This is a genomic window from Kitasatospora sp. NPDC056800 (assembly GCF_042789775.1).
GTDB lineage: Bacteria > Actinomycetota > Actinomycetes > Streptomycetales > Streptomycetaceae > Kitasatospora.
This window is the reverse complement of the sequence record NZ_JBHUAL010000214.1, coordinates 1-16534: the sequence shown is the minus strand read 5'-3', so window position 1 is coordinate 16534 and position 16534 is coordinate 1. Positions and strand designations below refer to the sequence as shown.

Genomic DNA, 16534 nt, shown 5'->3' with positions numbered 1-16534 from the left:
GGTCGTTCCGGGTTACTCCATCCCGGCCAGGACCAGCGGGAGGCGGCGGGCGCCGTCGGCGACCAGCTTCACCGGCACGCCCCAGTCCTGCTGGTGCACGTGGCAGGCCGGGTACTCGATCTCCGGGTCGTCGTCGCAGGAGGCGGCCATCGCCGAGACGTGCAGCACGCCCTCGGCGACCTCGGCGGAGAGCACCAGCTCACGGGAGAGGTCGGTGTCCGCGCCCGCGCCGGAGACCAGCAGCTCGGGCGGGGTCGAGCTGACCAGCAGCCGGGTGGACGGGCCGTAGCGCTCGTCCAGCTTCTGGCCGTTCGGCGCCTCGAAGACCACGTCCAGCCGGAAGGCGCCCGGGGCGACCTCGGTGGCCGCGCGGCGGGTGCGGTGCGCAACCGACTCGACCCGTACCGCCTCCTCCGGCAGCCGCAGCCTGGTCAGCCGGTGCCGGGCCGACTCGACCACCACGATGTCGCCGTCCACCAGCACCGCCCCGGAGGGCTCGCGCAGGTCGGTGGCCAGCGTGCTGACCTCACCGCTCGCCGGGTCGTAGCGGCGCAGCGCGTGGTTGTAGGTGTCGGCGACGGCCACCGAGCCGTCCGGCAGCACGGTGACGCCCAGCGGGTGCTGGAACAGCGCCTGGTCGGCCGCGCCGTCGCGGTGGCCGAAGTCGAACAGGCCGGTGCCGACGGCGGTCCGGACCGCCCCTGTTTCACGTGAAACCCAGCGCAGCGCGGAGGTCTCGGAGTCGGCGACCCAGAGCCGCTCGCCGTCCGCGGAGACGGCGAGGCCGGACGGCTGGGCGAACCAGGCCTCGGCGGCGGGCCCGTCCACCAGGCCCTCGTTGGTGGTGCCGGCCGCGACCGCGACCGTGTCGGCGGCCGGGTCGAACGACCACAGCTGGTGCACGCCGGCCATCGCGATCCACACCCGGCCGTCGAACCAGGCGACGTCCCACGGCGAGGAGAGGTCCACCTCGCGGGCCGGGCCCTCGGTGGCCGAGCCCTGCCACCACTGGCGGCCGGTGCCGGCCAGGGTGGTCACCAGGCCGTCGGCGAGGCGGACGCCGCGCAGGGCGTGGTTGACGGTGTCCGCGACGACCACGTCGTACGCCGAGCCCTCCGGCAGCAGCGCGAGGCCCTGCGGCTCGCTGAACCGCGGGCCGGCGCCGTCCGAGCCGTCGCCGTCCACCAGTCCGCGCTGCCCGTCGCCGATCCGGCGCACCACCGTCTCGCCGTCCTCGGCCAGCTCGACCAGCGAGTGGTGGCCGGAGTCGGCGACCAGGAAGTGGCCGTTCGGCAGCCGGACCGCCTTGCCGGGGAACTTCAGGCTTCCCGCGGTCGGCTCCGGCGCCACGTACGGGCCGTCGCCGCGGCGCAGCGTGCCCTTCGCGGCGTGCTCGGCCTCCAGCTCCTCGACCAGCCGGGCGAGCGCGTGGGCATGCCCCTCGCCGGCGTGCTGGGCGACCACGTAGCCCTCCGGGTCGATCACCACCAGCGTCGGCCAGGCCCGGACGGCGTACTGCTTCCAGGTGGCCAGCGCCGGGTCGTCCAGCACCGGGTGGTGCACCTCGTAGCGGGCGACGGCGTCGACCACGGCCTGGTGGTCGGCCTCGTGCACGAACTTCGGCGAGTGCACCCCGACGATCACCACGGTGTCGCGGTGCGCCTCCTCCAGCTCCCGCAACTCGTCCAGGACGTGCAGGCAGTTGATGCAGCAGAAGGTCCAGAAGTCCAGGATGGTGATCTTGCCCCGGAAGTCGGCGAGCGTGAGCTCCTTGCCGCCGGTGTTCAGCCAACCGCCTGCCCCGACCAGTTCGGGGGCGCGTACACGTGCACGAGATGCCATGCGTCAATCAAACCGCACGCCCGCTGCCCGCATTCCAGGGCGGGGCGTCATGCCGTGGAGCGGGGCCTGCGCTGGTGTTTGGCGGCCTTGTACGCCGCGACGGACTTGCGTGACGAGCGCCAGACTCCGTCAGGGCCCTGCACGGCGTTCAGGCGACCGCGCTGGGCTGCTTGCCGGAGCGCTGCGAGAGACAGCTCTTCATCGACGAGTGCGGCGAGCGGGACCATCCTCGCGGGGCCGGCCACGTTGGGGACGATGAAGCGGTTGAGATTGTCCTCCATCGCCCGGGCGATCAGCTCGCCGAGGGTGCCGTAGTCTCCCGCGTCCGCCCTGCGTAGTGCGGTCAGGTACGCGTCCCGCTGTCGCTTGAGGATGATGATCGGTGGATACCCGAGGCGGACGAGGACAAGGTTCATGACGAGTCGACCGGTTCGGCCGTTCCCGTCGAGGAACGGGTGGACTCGTTCGAACTGGTTGTGGATCCTGGCCAGTTCCTCGGGGAGGGGCCGGTCGAGATCCGTGCTCTCCTCGATCAGCCGTCCAAGAGCACAGACCTCGGTAACCCACTGCTCGACCTGTGCCGGCACCAGCGGCCAGCGTGGCGGCGTCATGCCTTCGGTGAAGGGGGCGATGTCGTGCTCGCGGAAGTTGCCGGGGCCTTCACGGTCGCTCGCGTCCGGGTGAGGTGCCACGTTCCAGACCGGGGTCATCGCCGCGTGGTGGATATGGCGGATCTCGCTGAGGGTAACGAGGCGGCCGTCATGCCAAGCGTCCGGTTCCAGTGCCTGGCCGTAGACCCAGCGGGCGGCGTCAGCGTAGCCCTGGACCTCGTTGTACTCGCTGAGCGGCTTCGCTCCGACGGCTCGACCCTGGTCCAGGAGTGCTTGCACCTCGCGAAGGACCAGGGTGTTGCCCTCAAGCGCGGTGGAGTGGTGTGCTTCCTGGTGCCAGATGTCGTCCCAGATCTCCTGGGCTTCTCGGGGACTGGGGAGTCCGCCGAAGCGCTCGTTCAGCTCGGTCAGCGCGCCGGCGAGTCGGTTGTAGACGGTACTGCGGCTGGGCCTGCCTCGTCCTGCCAACGTCGCTCTCCCCAGAGTTGATACATGCCATCAGTGGCTAATTGAACTTATCAACTCTGAGGGCCGCAAGGATCTGACCAGTGCATGGTGACCGCGCGGGCCACGAGGGGTTACGGCCGGGTGAGGTCGGCCTGCCAGCGGGTCTCGCCGTCCTGGGTGTGGGCGGTGCGGCGCAGGCCGAGGGCGGTGGCGATCCTGGCGGAGGCGTGGTGGTCGGGGTGGATGTGGGCGACGGCGGTGGTGGCGCCGGCGGAGGTGAGGTGGGCGAGCAGGGTGCGGGCGGCCTCGGTGGCCAGGCCGCGGCGCTGCCAGCGGGTGCCGACCACCCAGGCGAGCTCGGCCCCGTCGGGGCGGACGGTGGTCTGCACGTAGCCGGTGAGGGCGCCGTCGGCGCGCAGCCGCAGCACCCAGTTGCCCCAGGCCTCGGCCGGGTCGGGGGAGCCGGCGGCGAGCCGGGCGCAGCGGGCGCGCAGCTCCTCGACGGTGGCCGGGCGGCCGCCGGTGAAGGCGTGCAGGGCCGGGTCGGCGAGCGCGGCCGCCAGCTCCTCGGCGTGCCCGGGGGCGATCGGCAGCAGGTCGAGGCGCTCGCTGCGCAGTTCGGCGGTGGTGAGATCGGGGTGCATGGCCGTATTGAAGGGGATCGGGGGCCGTTGTGCGACGGGGTTTCCGGTCGGCCGTCCCGTGGCGGTGCTTTCCCGCGGCCGGGGGTCCGGGGTCGAATGGGGCGGACGTCAACACGAGGAGGTCGCAGGTGCGGTACCTGGTCAGGGAGAAGCTGTTCGCGGTCGGCGACGACTACTGGATCGAGGACGACCGGGGCCGCAAGGCGTACCTGGTGGACGGCAAGGTGCTGCGGCTGCGGGACACCTTCGAGCTGAAGGACGCGCACGGGCGGGTGGTCGCGGTGGTGAAGGAGAAGATGCTCACCGTCCGCGACGCGATGAAGATCGAGGACGCCGACGGCGAGGTGGTCGCCACCGTCCGGGAGAAGCTGTTCACCCCGTTCCGGGACAAGTACCTGGTGGAGCTGGCTTCCGGCGGCGAGCTGAAGATCCACGGCAACCTGATCGACAAGGACTACCGGATCGAGAACCAGCACGGCGACGACCTGGCCCGGATCAGCCGCAAGTGGTTCAGGATCCGCGACACCTACGGGGTGGAGATCGCCGACGGCGCGGACACCGGCCTGCTGCTGGCTGTCGCGGCCTGCGTCGACCACCTGGTGCACGAGGACGACTGACCCGTCCCCGGTTTCCGGATCCCGGTCCGCCCCTCACCCGGGTGGGGTATCTTTTGCCAACCCTTGACCAAGGCGGTCGGGGGCCCTGACCAGCCGGTCGGGGGCTGGCGTGAGCGGACCGGGGGCTGGAACCACGATGAACGACATCCTGCACGGGCTCGGTGCGGCGGCGGCCTACGGCGCCCTCGGCGTGGTGCTGCTGCTCCTCGGCATCGGCCTGGTCGACCTGCTGACGCCCGGCAGGCTCGGCCACCAGATCTGGGTCGAGCGCAACCGCAACGCCGCCGTCCTGCTCAGCTCCGCGCTGCTCGGCATCGGCGGCATCGTCTTCACCGCGATCATGTACACCTACGCCGACTTCGCCAAGGGCCTGCTGTCGACGGCCTGTTACGGCCTGCTCGGGCTGGTGCTGATGGCCGTCGCGTTCTGGCTGGTGGACTTGCTGACGCCGGGAAAGCTCGGCGCGATCCTGGTCGAGCCGGAGCCGCACCCGGCGGTGTGGGTGTCCGCCTCCTGCAACATCGCGGTGGCGGCGGTGGTGTCGGCCGCGATCGCGTAGGGCCCTTTCCCGGGCCGCGCCACGCCGGGTGCGGCGCCCCGTGCGGCCGCGCTACGCCGGGTACGGCGCCCCGCCCAGGAGGTGCTCCCGGCCCCAGTCGCCCAGCGGCCCCAGCGCCGTGTTGAGGCGGTGCCCCGCCTCGGTCAGCGCGTACTCGACCCGCGGCGGCACCTCCTCGTACGCCTCGCGGTGCACGATGCCGTGCGCCTCCATCTCGCGCAGGTGCGCGGCCAGCACCTTCTCGGTGATCCCCGGCAGCAGCCGGCGCAGCTCGCCGAAGCGGCAGCGCGGGCGCTCGCCCAGGGCCCAGAGGATCGACACCTTCCACTTGCCGCCGATCACGTCCATCGCGGCGTCCGTCCCGCAGATGTACGCCCCCGGCCTCGGCACGGTCGCCATGCCCACCCCTTCCGAACCTCCGACCTGGATACTGACCCCAGGGTAACCACCCACTCCGAAGTGCGTACTTGATCGTTTCCGGGGGCAGCGCGGAGGCTGACTGCCATGGCAACCAACCCCGTTGAGAACGCGTCCGAGACCACGCCCGCCCTGAACACCCCGTCCACCCCGCTCACCCTGCTCGGCCTCGGCGCGATGGGTACCGCGCTGGCCGGGGCCTGGCTCGCCGCCGGGCACCCGCTGACCGTCTGGAACCGCACCGCCGCCCGCGCCGAGGGGCTCGCCGCCCGCGGTGCCGCCGTCGCCGCCACCGCCGCGGAGGCGGTCGCCGCGAACCGGCTGGTCGTCGTCTGCCTGCTCGACGACGCCTCCGTGCCGGCGGCGCTGGACGGCGTCGACCTGACCGGCAAGGACCTGGTCAACCTGGTCACCAGCACCCCCGCGCAGGCCCGCGCCCGCGCCGCCTGGGCCGAAGAGCGCGGCGCCCGCTACCTGGACGGCGGGATCATGGCCGTCCCGCCGATGATCGGCGTCCCGGTGGCCGGGGCGTACGTGTTCTACAGCGGCTCGTCCGAGCTGTTCGAGGAGCACGGGGCCACCCTCGCCGTCCCGGCCGGCACCCGGTACGTGGGCGCGGACGCCGGGTACGCGGCGCTGCACGACGTGGCGCTGCTCAGCGGGATGTACGGGATGCTCGCCGGGATCGCGCACGCCTTCGCACTGGTCCGCGGCGAGGCCGTGGCACCGAGCGAGCTGGCGCCGCTGCTGGGCGGCTGGCTCGCCGCGATGTCCGGCTCGGTGGCCAGGACCGCGGAGCAGCTGGAGAGCGGCGACTACACCCAGGGCGTGGTGTCCAACCTGGCGATGCAGGTGGCCGGCCGGCAGACGCTGCTGAGCACCGCCGAGGAGCAGGGGGTGAGCGCCGAACTGCTGGAGCCGTACTTCCGGTTGATGGAGCGCAGGCTGGAGATCGGCGGTGGCGAGGAGGACCTGACCGGGGTCGTCGACCTGCTGCGACGGTGAGGCCCGGCCGGTAACGTACCGGCATGGCAGACCTCGAAGAACGCGCCACCGTCGTCGCGTCCCACTCACGGCAGGCCGGAGCGGGGGTGCTGGTCCGACCGCGCCGCGCCGACGACCTCGCCGACTGCGTCCGGGTGCTCGGCGACGTCCACGCGGCCGACGGCTATCCCGCCGACTGGCCCGACCGCCCCGCCGCCTGGCTGACCCCGGACGGCCAGCTCGCCGCCTGGATCGCCGAGTCGGACGGCCGGCTCGCCGGACACGTCGGCCTCGCCCGCAGCACCCCGGACGACCTCGCCCCCGCCCTGTGGGGCCACCGCACCGGCGGCCGCCCGGAGCTCACCAGCGTGATCGGCCGCCTCTACGTCGCCCCCACGGCGCGCGGCCACCTCATCGGCGCACGATTGCTGGCCTGCGCCGTGGCGCACGCGCGGGCGCTCGGCCTGCACCCCGTGCTCGACGTCCTCGCCACCGACACCGCCGCCGTGGCCCTCTACCGCCGCCTCGGCTGGACCCACCTCGGCAGCGGCGACCAGCGGTGGGCCTCCGGCCGCACCGTCACCGTCCACTGCTTCGCCGCCCCGAGGGGATGAGCCCCGGCCCGCCCGGCCACCACGGCCGGGCGGGGTGGCCCGGTCGGAGCGGCTATACCGCGATGACCTCGATCCCCTGCTCCAGGCCGATGAAGTCGTCCGCGTTCCGGGTGTAGAGCGGTAGGCCGTGGGCGGCGGCGGTGGCAGCGATCATCAGGCCCATGCGGCGAGGGCGGGGGTCGCGCTTGGCCTGGATCGTGAGTGCGATCAGTGTTCCGAATCGCCGGGCGGCCTCACGGTCAAACGGGAGGGCGGTGAACTCCGCCTCCACGTCGGCCAGCCGTTGGGCCCTGGCCAGCATCTGCACTGGGTCCTTGGCCATGGCGACACCCTGGGAGAGCTCGGCCAGCACCACCGAGGGCACGGCGACCTCGAACGGCAGGAGTTCCGGATCGATCTGCGGCAGATCGATCACCACACAGGTGTCGAGCAGGCCGCACTGGCGTCGTTCGCTCACGCGCGCTCCCACGGGTCGCCGCTGCCCTCGACCCGGTCCTCGTCGCCGTAGAAGGTGTCGGCCTCGGCCCGCAGCTGTGCGGCGTCGACGGCGGGTGCGCTCCGCCACTTGCGCTGGAGCTCTTCCACGGGGACGAACCGTCGGCGGTTGCTGATCGGTCGGACTTCGGCAATCTCCGTGCCGTTGCGGGTGACGTGGTAGATCTCGCCGGCTTCGACGTCGTCGAGTACGGCCTTGGACCGCGCCGCGAGTTCGCGCTGCGTGATGGTCTTCATGGTGCCAGTGTATCGCGCCGCAATACACTGTGCCACGCTTTCCCGTCCCGGCCGGTCGTCGAGGCCGGGCAGGACGATGGTGGCACCGTGGTCCACGGTGCGCGGGCCGGTGATCGCCGGGCTGACCGTCGAGCGGGTCGCTGGGGAGGCTCGCGGCACCGGTGGTCCGGGCACGGTCGTCGTGGTCGAGGCTGCCGATGAAGCCTCGCATGGGGTTGTTCCCCTGGTGCTGGCTCAGTTGTGCGTCGGGGAGTGCGAGTTGGAGTGATATCCGCCGCGCGTGGTGCGGGGTCCCCCGGGTGGGGGAGGGGGATCACCGTGCCGGGGGAGGGGCGGGGCGGGTGGCGCGGGTGAGCCTGGCGGCATGGTGAGAAGCGGGTGGGCGGTGGCCGGCTGGGGGCTCGGGTACGCCGGGTTCGGGGTGGGGTGCGGGCTGAGCGGGACGGCGCTGTTCGGCGCGCACTGGCCGGGGTGGGTGGTGGCCGGCGTGGGCCTGCTCTCGGTCGTCGCCGGAGCGCTGGTGGCGCGCCGGAAACCGGTGCGGCCGCAGCGGCTGCTGTGGCTGCTCTGCGGGGCGGCCGCGGTGGGGGCCTGGAGCCTGCTGATGGACCTGGTGACGCTGGTGTTCGGCCAGCGGGTGGACAGCGTTCCCGACACGGTGGGGCGCGCCCTGGCGGCGCTGGGGGCGGTACTGCTGGCCAGGGCCGCCCTGGGACTGCGGCCCGGTGCCCGTGCCGGCCGGGCCGGGCAGGCCGCGCCGGCTCCCACGGCGGCCCCGCCGCTCGTCCAACTCGCCGCCTGGACAGGGACTCTGGCGTTCGTGCCGTACGTGCTGATGAAGCTGGTCTGGGCGCTCGGCGGCAGTTTCGCGGGGATCAGCGGTGACCGGATGTACGCGAGCTATGTGCGCAACGGCTCCTCCGGGCTCTGGCTCGCCCTGGAGCGTTGGGGACTGGACGGCACGATGCTGCTGGCGCTGCTCGGGGTGTTCCTGCTCTGGGGGCTGGTCCGTCCGTGGGGGCAGGTCTTCCCGCGCTGGACCCTGCCGCTGCGCGGCCGCCGGGTGCCGCGCTGGCTGCCGCTCACCCCGGCCCTGCTGGGTGCGGCCACGCTGGCGCCGTACGGGGTGGTCGGGGTCGGCTACCTGGGGCTGTGCACCGCCGGGGTGACGCGGATCAGGCTGGGCGAGTTCGCCGGTGAGCAGAGCGCGCTGGAGGTCGCCTGGGTGGGGATGTGCGGGTTCGCCGGGTACGGGGTCGCGCTGGCGGTGGCCGCCCGGTCGTACTGGCGGCGGACGGGGGCGCGGGCCGCCGAGGTGGGCTGAGGGCAAGGTCGGCTCGGGGCCGGGGTTTGCTGAGGCGGCAACATTGCTTGCCGATCCGGTGGGGTGGGCCGCAGCCTGGCGGTGGAGGTGAGCGCCATGGGCGAGACGACCGGGACGACCAGGACAGCCGGGGTGACCGGGAGCAGGGAGAGCGAGCGCTACGACGTGGTGGTGGTCGGCGCCGGAGCGGCGGGGCTGAACGCCGCGCTGGTGCTGGGCCGGGCCCGGCGCCGGGTCGCGGTGGTGGACGCCGGCGAGCCGCGCAACGCGCCCGCCGCCCACATGCACGGCTACCTGAGCCGGGACGGCATGCCCCCGGCGGCGCTGCTGGCGGTCGGGCGGGAGGAGGTCGCCCGGTACGGGGCGGACCTGATCGACGCCCGGGTCGAGCACATCGAGCCCGCCGGTGCCGGTGCCGGTCCGGCCGCGTCCGCGGCGCCGGGCTTCGTGGTCCACCTGGCCGGCGGGCCGGTGCTGCACGCGCGCCGGGTGGTCGTCGCCACCGGGCTGCGGGACGGCCTGCCGGAGCTGCCCGGCCTGGTCGAGCGGTGGGGCCAGGATGTGCTGCACTGCCCGTACTGCCACGGCTGGGAGGTCCGCGACCGCCCGCTCGGCGTGCTCGGTACCGGCCCGGGGGCGGTCAACCAGGCGCTGCTGCTGCGGCAGTGGTCGGCGGACGTGGTGCTGCTCGCGCACACCCTCGCACTGACCGACGACGAGCGGGAACGGCTCGCCGCCCGGGACGTCCGGGTGGTCGAGGGCCGGATCGTCCGCCTGGTCTCCGACGACGGGCGACTGCGCGGCGTCGAGCTCGCCAACGGGCAGGTGGTGCCGCGCGAGGCGGTGTTCGTCTTCCCGCGGCCGGTGCCCCGGGACGCGCTGCTCTTCGGCCTCGACTGCGCCCGGGACGACAACGGCTGGGTCACCACCGACCGGACCGGCCGCACCAGCCTCCCCGGCGTCTGGGCGGTCGGCAACGTCGCCGACCCGCGCGCCCAGGTGGTCACCGCCGCCGGGATGGGCGCGTCGGCCGCCTTCGCGCTCGACCACGACCTCGCGGCGGAGGAGGTCGAGCGGGCCGTCGTGCGGTACCGCGCGTCCGGTGCCGCCGTGCCCGCCTGAGCGGGGAAGCTTTCGTCAACCCACGATCGGAGAAACCCTGATGTCAGCGCACCAGCACGACCACTCCCACTCCCACGGCCCGTCCCACGGGCACTCCCACGGGCACGTCCCCGCCGCCGACTTCGACTGGGACGCGCTCGCCGCGCACCTGGAGCTGGAGGGCGACCTGCGGGCCGGCGCCGTCACCGAGGCCGGGCGGTGGCTGCTCGGCCTGCACGGCGAGGGCGCGGTTCGGCGGGTCCTCGACGTCGGCAGCGGGCCCGGGGTGATCGCCGGACTGCTGGCGGAGGTCTTCCCGGCGGCCGAGGTGGTGGCCGTCGACCAGTCGGCCGCCCTGCTGGAGCGTGCCCGGGTCCGCTCCGGTGGCCGGCTCGGCACCCGACAGGCCGACCTGCCCGCCGAGTTCGACAAGCTCGGCGAGGCCGACCTGATCTGGTCCGGTAACGCCATCCACCACCTCGGCGACCAGCAGGCCGCGCTCACCTCGCTCGCCGGGGCGCTGCGGCCCGGCGGCCTGCTCGCCGTCGCCGAACGCGGCCTGCCCGCGCGCTACCTGCCGCGCGACTTCGGCCTCGGCCGGCCCGGCCTCCAGGCCCGGATGGACGCCGCCCACGAGGACGGCTTCACCACCATGCGGGCCGAACTGCCCGACAGCACCGAGGAGATCGAGGACTGGCCGGCCATGCTCGGGCGGGCCGGGCTGACCCCGACCGGCACCCGCACCTTCCTGGTCGACCACCCCGCCCCGCTCGCCGGCCCGGTCCGCGCTTACCTGCACGTCCAGCTGACCCGGCTGCGCGACCGGCTCGCCGAACAGCTCGACACCGAGGACCGGGCCACCCTGGACGCCCTGCTCGACGAGGACGCCCCCACCGGGATCCTGCACCGCCCGGACGCCTTCTACCTCTCCGCGATGACCGTCCACACGGCCCGCCGGGACTGACCCGGCGGCCCCGCGGGTTGGCGGGGGCGGGTGTGGGACCGTCCGGGCGGCGCGCCGCTTCAGGGTGCGAGGAAGGCGGCCACCGTACGGCTGAAGGCGGCCGGGTCGTCGAGCCACGGGTAGTGGCCGGCGGCGGGCTGGACGGCGGTACGGGCGTGGCGGAACAGCGCGGCCGTGGCGCGGACCGCCCCGGGCCTCGGGTCGGGGTCGTACTCGCCGGCCAACAGGAGTGCCGGGGAGGCGAGTTCGGCCACGGCGGCGCGGACGTCGGCGGGTTGGAAGCCGCCGCCGTGGTAGGCCGCGGCGGCCTCTGGGTGGCTCTGGGCGGTGCGGTCGGCCTCGTGGGCGCGGGCGGCGGCGTCCCAGGTGCCGTGGAAGAGCGGTGCCACGGCGTCGGGGTCGGCGGCGCCGCCGGCGAAGGCGGTGCGGACGGCGGCCCGGGCGGCCGGGTACCACTCCTCCTCGGCGAGGCCGCGGGCCTCGGCCGCCTCGCGGTAGTCGTCCTCGGAGGAGGTGCTGCCGAAGATCCGGAGGCTGGGAGTGACCAGCACCAGCCGACCGGTGCGTTCCGGGTGCCGCAGCGCGTACAGGGTGGCGAGCGAGCAGCCGGCGGAGTGGGCGAGGAGGTCCACCCGGTCGAGTCCGAGGTGGGTCCGGAAGGCCTCGACGTCCGCCACCTGCCGGTCGACCCGGTGGTCAGCCGGGTTGGCCGGGCGCTCCGAGCGGCCCGTGCCGCGCAGGTCGAGGACGTGCAGGGCGCGGTGCGCGGAGAGGCCGCCGAGGTCGCCGAGGTACGCGGCGTCGCGCATCGGGCCGCCGGCGAGGACGAGCAGCGGCTCGCCCCGGCCGAGCACGCGGTAGCCGAGCCGGGTGCCGTCGGGGCCGGTGAAGGTCGTCATCGGCCGATCGTGGCAACCGCCGTCCGGCCGGGGCAACGGGAATTCGGCCGACCCGTCCCGGGGTACCGTCGGCGCATGACAGCGAGTGAGCGGCGCTTCGTCGTGGTGACCACGACCCACGAGAGCGAGGAGCGGGCCCGGGCCCTGGCGTCCGCCGTGGTGCGGGAGCGGCTGGCGGCCTGCGCCCAGGTGTACCCCGTACGGTCGGTGTACTGGTGGGACGGCGAGGTGCAGGAGGCCGAGGAGTGGCGGATCGACCTCAAGACCAGGGCCGAACTCGTGGACCGGCTGGGCGCGTTCGTGGCCGGTCGGCACTCCTACGAGACGCCCGAGCTGGTCGCCGTGCCGGTGACGGGCGGCAGTCCGGGCTACCTCGACTGGGTGGCCGCGGAGACCGCGCCCGAGGGAACCACGACCCAGGGCGCCGAGGACTGAGGACGGCTCAGGGCGCGACCTGGAGGAAGGCGAGCACGGCCAGCACCCGCCGGTGGTCCTCCTCCGAGGGTGGCAGGTCGAGCTTGAGGAAGATGTTGGCGGTGTGCTTCTTCACCGCCCGCTCGGTGATCACCATCCGTTCGGCGATCGCCGCGTTGGAGCGGCCTTCCGCCATCAGGCCCAGCACCTCGCGCTCACGCGGCGTCAGGCGGTCCAGCGGCTTGTTGCGTTCGTTGCTGCCGACCAGCATGGCGATCACCTGCGGGTCGAGCGCGGTGCCGCCGGCCGCTACCCGCTGGACCGTCTCCACGAACTCGTCGGGGTCGAAGACCCGGTCCTTCAGCAGGTAGCCGATCGCGCCGGTGCCGTCGGCGAGCAGCTCCTTGGCGTAGAGCTGCTCGACGTACTGGGAGAGCACCAGCACCGGCAGACCGGGGATCCGCCGGCGCGCCTCCAGGGCGGCCTGGAGGCCCTCGTCGGTGAACGTCGGGGGCAGCCGCACGTCGACGACGGCCACGTCCGGGCGCTCGGTGAGCAGGGCCTCCAGGAGGGCCGGTCCGGTGTCCACCGCGGCCACGACCTCGAAGTCGTAGGCCTCCAGCATCCGGACCAGTCCGTCCCTCAGGAGGAAGAGGTCCTCGGCGAGGACAACTCGCACGGCAGCTCCATCGTCAGGGTCGTGGGGCCGCCGATCGGGCTGCGGACGGCCAGGACGCCGTCGAAGGTAGCAAGCCGCCGTTCCAGGCCGCGCAGCCCGGTGCCGCGCGAGGGGTCGGCGCCGCCGGTGCCGTCGTCGGTGACCTGGGCCTTCAGGGTGCCGTCCTGGTACCAGAGTTGGACGTCGACCCGGCTCGCGCCCGCGTGCTTGGCGGCGTTCGTCAGGGCTTCGGAGACGGCGAAGTAGACGGCGGACTCGACCGGTGCCTCGGCGCGGCCGGGCAGGTCGGCGGTGACCGTGACGTTCAGCGGGCTGTCCATGCCCAGGGCCCGTACGGCGTCGGCCAGTCCGCGGTCGGCGAGGACCGGCGGGTGGATGCCGCGGACCAGGTCGCGCAGCTCGTTGAGGGCGGTGGCGGAGGCCTGGCGGGTCTCGGCGAGCAGCTGCTTCGCGGCCTGCGGGTCCCGTTCGACCAGCCGCTCGGCGACGCCCAGGTTCATCCCCATGGCCACCAGCCGGGCCTGCGCGCCGTCGTGCAGGTCCCGTTCGATCCGGCGCAGTTCGGCGGCCTGGGCGGTGAGCGCGTCGCGCCGGGTCTCGGTCAGGTGGACGACCTTGCGCTGGGCGGCCAGCGCCTCGGCGCGGGCGGTCGGGCCGAGCAGGGCCCCGGCCAGCGCGGTGTGGCCGCGCAGCGCGCCGGGGGCGATCGCCGGACCGGCCAGGAGGGTCGGGACGGCGAGCAGGACGGCGATCCGGGCGCTGCCCGGGTCCGTCACGTGCACCCACCAGTACCAGGTGTTGCCGTCGGCCGAGGCGATCGGCTCCCAGAGCCAGGGCTGCAGCAGGCCGAAGAGGCCGAAGGCGACCAGGGCCGGCGGGAACAGCGCCACGGTGAAGCCGATCACCGGGTCGACCAGCAGCCAGAGCAGGTCCCGCCAGGTGGCCGGGTCGCCGAGCAGGGCCCGGCAGCGCTGCCAGGCGCCCTTGAGGCCCGGCTCGGCCGGCGGCAGCGGCCGGTACGGCTCGCGGACCGCGACGCCGGACCAGCGGGCGGCCAGCGTGCGGCGGCGGCCGGCCAGGGCCCGGACGGCGAGGACGGTCGCCGGCACCAGCAGGACGCCGAGGCCCACGCCCAGCAGGACGGCGGTGACCGTGGCGGCGACGAGCAGCAGCAGCTGCGGCACCGCGAACCCGGCCAGCGCCGTCGCGCGCAGCAGGTCCCGTACGGCCCGGCGCGCCCGGTCGAGCGGCGTGCCCGCGCTCACCCCGGCGGCCTCGGCGCCGTCCCCGACTTCCTTGCCCACGCTGCCCGTTGTCACTGTCCGTCCCCCTCCGTACCGGCCTCGCGGCCGCCGTCCCGACCCTGCGGACCACCAGACTGCCCTACCCCGCCGCCCTGTTCACGGGGCCTCGGCCCCCTCTCGGCGGTACCTGGGTACACCCTCCGATCGACGCCCAGGGGCCCTGCCCCGGCCCACCGCTCCCGGCCTAGCGTTCGAGGTGTCCGGAAGCGGCCCGTCAGCGGAGCGCCGGACCCCCGCCAACCACCGCAATGATCACGGGAGTTCGCCATGTCCGAGCGATTCGCCGCCGGCCGTCCGCTGGTCCGTCTGGTCCTGGTGCTGGCCGCCCTCGGCCTCTTCCTCCACGGCCTCACCCCGGCCCACGCCGCCGGGCGCGCGTCCGGAACAGGTGCGCCGACGGCCGGAAGCGGCGCGCCGACGACGCGAACAGGCGTGCCGACGGCCGCCACCGGTGCGCCGCCCTCCCCGGCCGACCCCGTCCAGGTGAGAGCCCTGTTCGACGAGCTGCTTCCCCGGCTGCTCGCCGAGCACCGCATCCCCGGCGCCGCCGTGACCGTGGTGGCCGGCGGGCGGGAGGTCTTCTCGGGCGGCTACGGCGTCGCCGACACCCGGACGAACCGGCCCGTCGACCCGGCGCGGACCGCCTTCTTCATGGGCTCCGACGCCAAGGTGTTCACCGCCGTCGCCGTCCTCCAGCAGGTCGCGGCGGGGAAGCTGGACCTGGGCACCGACGTCAACCGCTACCTGACCGCCTTCAAGGTCAGGGACGGCTACCCGGGCCGCCCGGTCACCGTCGAGAACCTGCTCACCCACACCGCGGGCTTCGACGACAGCTTCATGGGCCTCGCCCAGGCCGGGCCCGAGCGGGTCGAGGGCCTCGGCGCCTCGCTCGCCGCCCACCAGCCGGACCGGGTCCGCGCCCCCGGCACCGCCGCCGCGTACGACAACTACGGTGTGGCGCTGGCCGGTTACCTGGTCGAGACGGTCTCCGGGCAGCCCTTCGACCAGTACGTCTCCCAGCACGTCCTCCAGCCCCTCGGGATGGACCGCACCACCTTCAGCCAGCCCCACCCCGCCGCGATCGACGCCGACCTCGCCCGCGGCCACCGCCCCGAGGGCGACGGCCAGACCGGGACCGCGGGCCTCTACGGCCCCTGGACGCCCACCGGCGCCGCCGCCGTCACCACCGCCGACGACATGGCGAAGCTGCTGCTGGCCCTGCTCCCGCAGGGCGGCCCGGACGCCCGGCGGATCCTCGACCCGGCGACGGCCGAGCGGCTGCTCGCCCGCCACTACGGCCCCGACCCGCGTCTGCCCGGCCTGGCCTACCTGCTGGAGCAGCGCACCCACGGCAGTGAGCAGCTGCTGGTCAAGGACGGCGACGTGCCCGGCTTCCACAGCAACCTCGCCCTGCTGCCCCAGCGCGGCCTCGGCCTCTACGTGACCCTCAACGGCGACGGCACCGACGCCAGCGGCGGCTGGGCCACCCAGCAGGTGCTCACCGCCTTCCTGGACCGCTTCCTGCCCGCGCCCCCGGCCGCCGCGACCGCGCCGCTCACCGGCGACCTGGACGCCTACACCGGCGACTACCGCTCCACCCGCACCAGCCACGCCGACCTCACCCGGGCCGCCGCCCTGATGGCCTCCCTTCACGTCACCGCCGAGCACGGCCGGCTCACCGTCACCGGCCCCGTCACCCGGGACCCGGAGGCGGCCGAGACGCACTGGGAGCAGCTCGAACCCGGTCTGTTCCAGCAGGTCGGCGGCACCGCGCGGATCGCCTTCCAGCGGGCCGCCGACGGCACCCTCACGCTGCTCACCGACGCCGACCCGACCATCGCCTACCAGCGGCTCGCCTGGTACCAGGCACCCGGCCCGCACCAGGCGGTCGCCGTCGGCAGCCTCGCCGTCCTCGCCCTCACCCTGCTCGGCTGGCCGGTGGCGGCGGCGGTCCGCCTGGCCCGCCGCCGGGGCCGGGCCGACCGGCCGGCCGTACGGCTGCTCGGCTGGACCACCGGGGCGCTGCTGCTCGCCGCCACCGGCTGCTTCGCCCTGCTGACGGCGGACGCCAACGCGCTCAACCAGACGCTGTTCCTGGGCGATTCGCCGCTGCTGACGGTGGTCCCGGCCCTGGTCGTGACGGCCCTGGCGCTCTCCCCGGTGATGGCGCTCTGCACGGTGCTGGCCTGGCGCGGGCGCTGGTGGAACCTGTTCGGGCGGCTGCACTACACGGGGCTGACGCTGGCGGTGCTGCTCTTCCTGGTCCTCGCGGGGGCGTACGACCTCACCGGGACGGGCGCGCTGGACCTGCTCGGCTGAGGGCGGCGCGTCGGCAGGACGGTACGGCGGTACGAGAACGGCGGCGGGGCCCGGGAATCACCC

Annotated in this window: 18 protein-coding genes; 9 read left to right on the top strand and 9 right to left on the bottom strand. The window is 74.4% G+C overall.

Features of this window, described 5'->3' with window-relative positions:
* Window positions 1-12: 12 nt before the first annotated feature.
* The 3 genes from ACFRQN_RS33745 to ACFRQN_RS33735 form a co-directional block, all read right to left on the bottom strand.
* A complete protein-coding gene (locus tag ACFRQN_RS33745; protein ID WP_074002035.1) occupies window positions 13-1842 on the bottom strand; it encodes an NHL domain-containing thioredoxin family protein in 1830 nt (609 codons plus the stop codon).
* A gap of 47 nt (window positions 1843-1889) precedes the next feature.
* Window positions 1890-2921: a Fic family protein gene (locus tag ACFRQN_RS33740; RefSeq protein ID WP_380744201.1), complete on the bottom strand. Its 1032-nt coding sequence runs from the start codon at window positions 2919-2921 to the stop codon at window positions 1890-1892.
* Window positions 2922-3031: 110 nt separating this feature from the next.
* On the bottom strand, window positions 3032-3544 hold the full coding sequence (locus tag ACFRQN_RS33735; protein WP_380744199.1) for a GNAT family N-acetyltransferase: 513 nt from the start codon (window positions 3542-3544) through the stop codon (window positions 3032-3034).
* 128 nt (window positions 3545-3672) lie between these two features.
* Between ACFRQN_RS33735 and ACFRQN_RS33730 the strand changes: the two genes are divergently transcribed.
* The gene (locus tag ACFRQN_RS33730; protein ID WP_049651067.1) at window positions 3673-4161 is read left to right on the top strand and encodes an LURP-one-related/scramblase family protein; all 489 of its coding nucleotides are present in this window, start codon (window positions 3673-3675) and stop codon (window positions 4159-4161) included.
* Between the two features lie 136 nt (window positions 4162-4297).
* Entirely contained in the window at window positions 4298-4720 is a 423-nt protein-coding gene (locus ACFRQN_RS33725; protein WP_074002038.1) for a DUF350 domain-containing protein, read from the top strand.
* Window positions 4721-4771: 51 nt separating this feature from the next.
* On the opposite strand, the gene ACFRQN_RS33720 is transcribed toward ACFRQN_RS33725, so the two are convergent.
* Window positions 4772-5119: a helix-turn-helix domain-containing protein gene (locus ACFRQN_RS33720; protein WP_117488920.1), complete on the bottom strand. Its 348-nt coding sequence runs from the start codon at window positions 5117-5119 to the stop codon at window positions 4772-4774.
* A gap of 105 nt (window positions 5120-5224) precedes the next feature.
* Between ACFRQN_RS33720 and ACFRQN_RS33715 the strand changes: the two genes are divergently transcribed.
* Window positions 5225-6142, top strand: coding sequence for an NAD(P)-binding domain-containing protein (locus ACFRQN_RS33715; protein WP_380744196.1), 918 nt, complete (start codon window positions 5225-5227; stop codon window positions 6140-6142).
* Between the two features lie 23 nt (window positions 6143-6165).
* Window positions 6166-6735, top strand: a complete 570-nt coding sequence (locus ACFRQN_RS33710) for a GNAT family N-acetyltransferase (RefSeq protein ID WP_079272023.1) — start codon at window positions 6166-6168, stop codon at window positions 6733-6735.
* Window positions 6736-6787: 52 nt separating this feature from the next.
* Here ACFRQN_RS33710 and ACFRQN_RS33705 read toward each other — a convergent pair whose 3' ends face one another.
* Window positions 6788-7192, bottom strand: a complete 405-nt coding sequence (locus tag ACFRQN_RS33705; RefSeq protein ID WP_049651072.1) for a type II toxin-antitoxin system VapC family toxin — start codon at window positions 7190-7192, stop codon at window positions 6788-6790.
* The gene (locus ACFRQN_RS33700; protein WP_380744194.1) at window positions 7189-7467 is read right to left on the bottom strand and encodes a type II toxin-antitoxin system Phd/YefM family antitoxin; all 279 of its coding nucleotides are present in this window, start codon (window positions 7465-7467) and stop codon (window positions 7189-7191) included. The genes ACFRQN_RS33705 and ACFRQN_RS33700 overlap by 4 nt, the downstream gene beginning before the upstream one ends.
* 364 nt (window positions 7468-7831) lie before the next feature.
* Here ACFRQN_RS33700 and ACFRQN_RS33695 point away from each other — a divergent pair, with 364 nt between their 5' ends.
* From ACFRQN_RS33695 to ACFRQN_RS33685, 3 genes are all read left to right on the top strand, one after another.
* A complete protein-coding gene (locus tag ACFRQN_RS33695; RefSeq protein WP_380744192.1) occupies window positions 7832-8791 on the top strand; it encodes a hypothetical protein in 960 nt (319 codons plus the stop codon).
* Window positions 8792-8887: 96 nt separating this feature from the next.
* Window positions 8888-9913, top strand: coding sequence for an NAD(P)/FAD-dependent oxidoreductase (locus ACFRQN_RS33690; protein ID WP_380744189.1), 1026 nt, complete (start codon window positions 8888-8890; stop codon window positions 9911-9913).
* A 40-nt stretch (window positions 9914-9953) separates the two neighbouring features.
* Entirely contained in the window at window positions 9954-10856 is a 903-nt protein-coding gene (locus tag ACFRQN_RS33685; protein ID WP_074002043.1) for a class I SAM-dependent methyltransferase, read from the top strand.
* Window positions 10857-10915: 59 nt separating this feature from the next.
* On the opposite strand, the gene ACFRQN_RS33680 is transcribed toward ACFRQN_RS33685, so the two are convergent.
* Window positions 10916-11755, bottom strand: coding sequence for an alpha/beta fold hydrolase (locus tag ACFRQN_RS33680; protein ID WP_380744187.1), 840 nt, complete (start codon window positions 11753-11755; stop codon window positions 10916-10918).
* 75 nt (window positions 11756-11830) lie between these two features.
* Between ACFRQN_RS33680 and cutA the strand changes: the two genes are divergently transcribed.
* The gene (cutA, locus tag ACFRQN_RS33675) at window positions 11831-12190 is read left to right on the top strand and encodes a divalent-cation tolerance protein CutA (RefSeq protein WP_380744185.1); all 360 of its coding nucleotides are present in this window, start codon (window positions 11831-11833) and stop codon (window positions 12188-12190) included.
* 7 nt (window positions 12191-12197) lie between these two features.
* Here the strand turns inward: cutA and ACFRQN_RS33670 are convergent, their stop codons facing one another.
* Complete coding sequence (locus ACFRQN_RS33670) at window positions 12198-12848, bottom strand: response regulator transcription factor (RefSeq protein WP_049651080.1); 651 nt, start codon at window positions 12846-12848, stop codon at window positions 12198-12200.
* Window positions 12812-14152 (bottom strand): sensor histidine kinase, encoded by a 1341-nt coding sequence (locus tag ACFRQN_RS33665; RefSeq protein ID WP_380744182.1) that lies wholly within the window; start codon window positions 14150-14152, stop codon window positions 12812-12814. The genes ACFRQN_RS33670 and ACFRQN_RS33665 overlap by 37 nt, the downstream gene beginning before the upstream one ends.
* A gap of 267 nt (window positions 14153-14419) precedes the next feature.
* Between ACFRQN_RS33665 and ACFRQN_RS33660 the strand changes: the two genes are divergently transcribed.
* A complete protein-coding gene (locus ACFRQN_RS33660) occupies window positions 14420-16471 on the top strand; it encodes a serine hydrolase domain-containing protein (RefSeq protein WP_380744180.1) in 2052 nt (683 codons plus the stop codon).
* The last annotated feature ends 63 nt before the right edge of the window (window positions 16472-16534 follow it).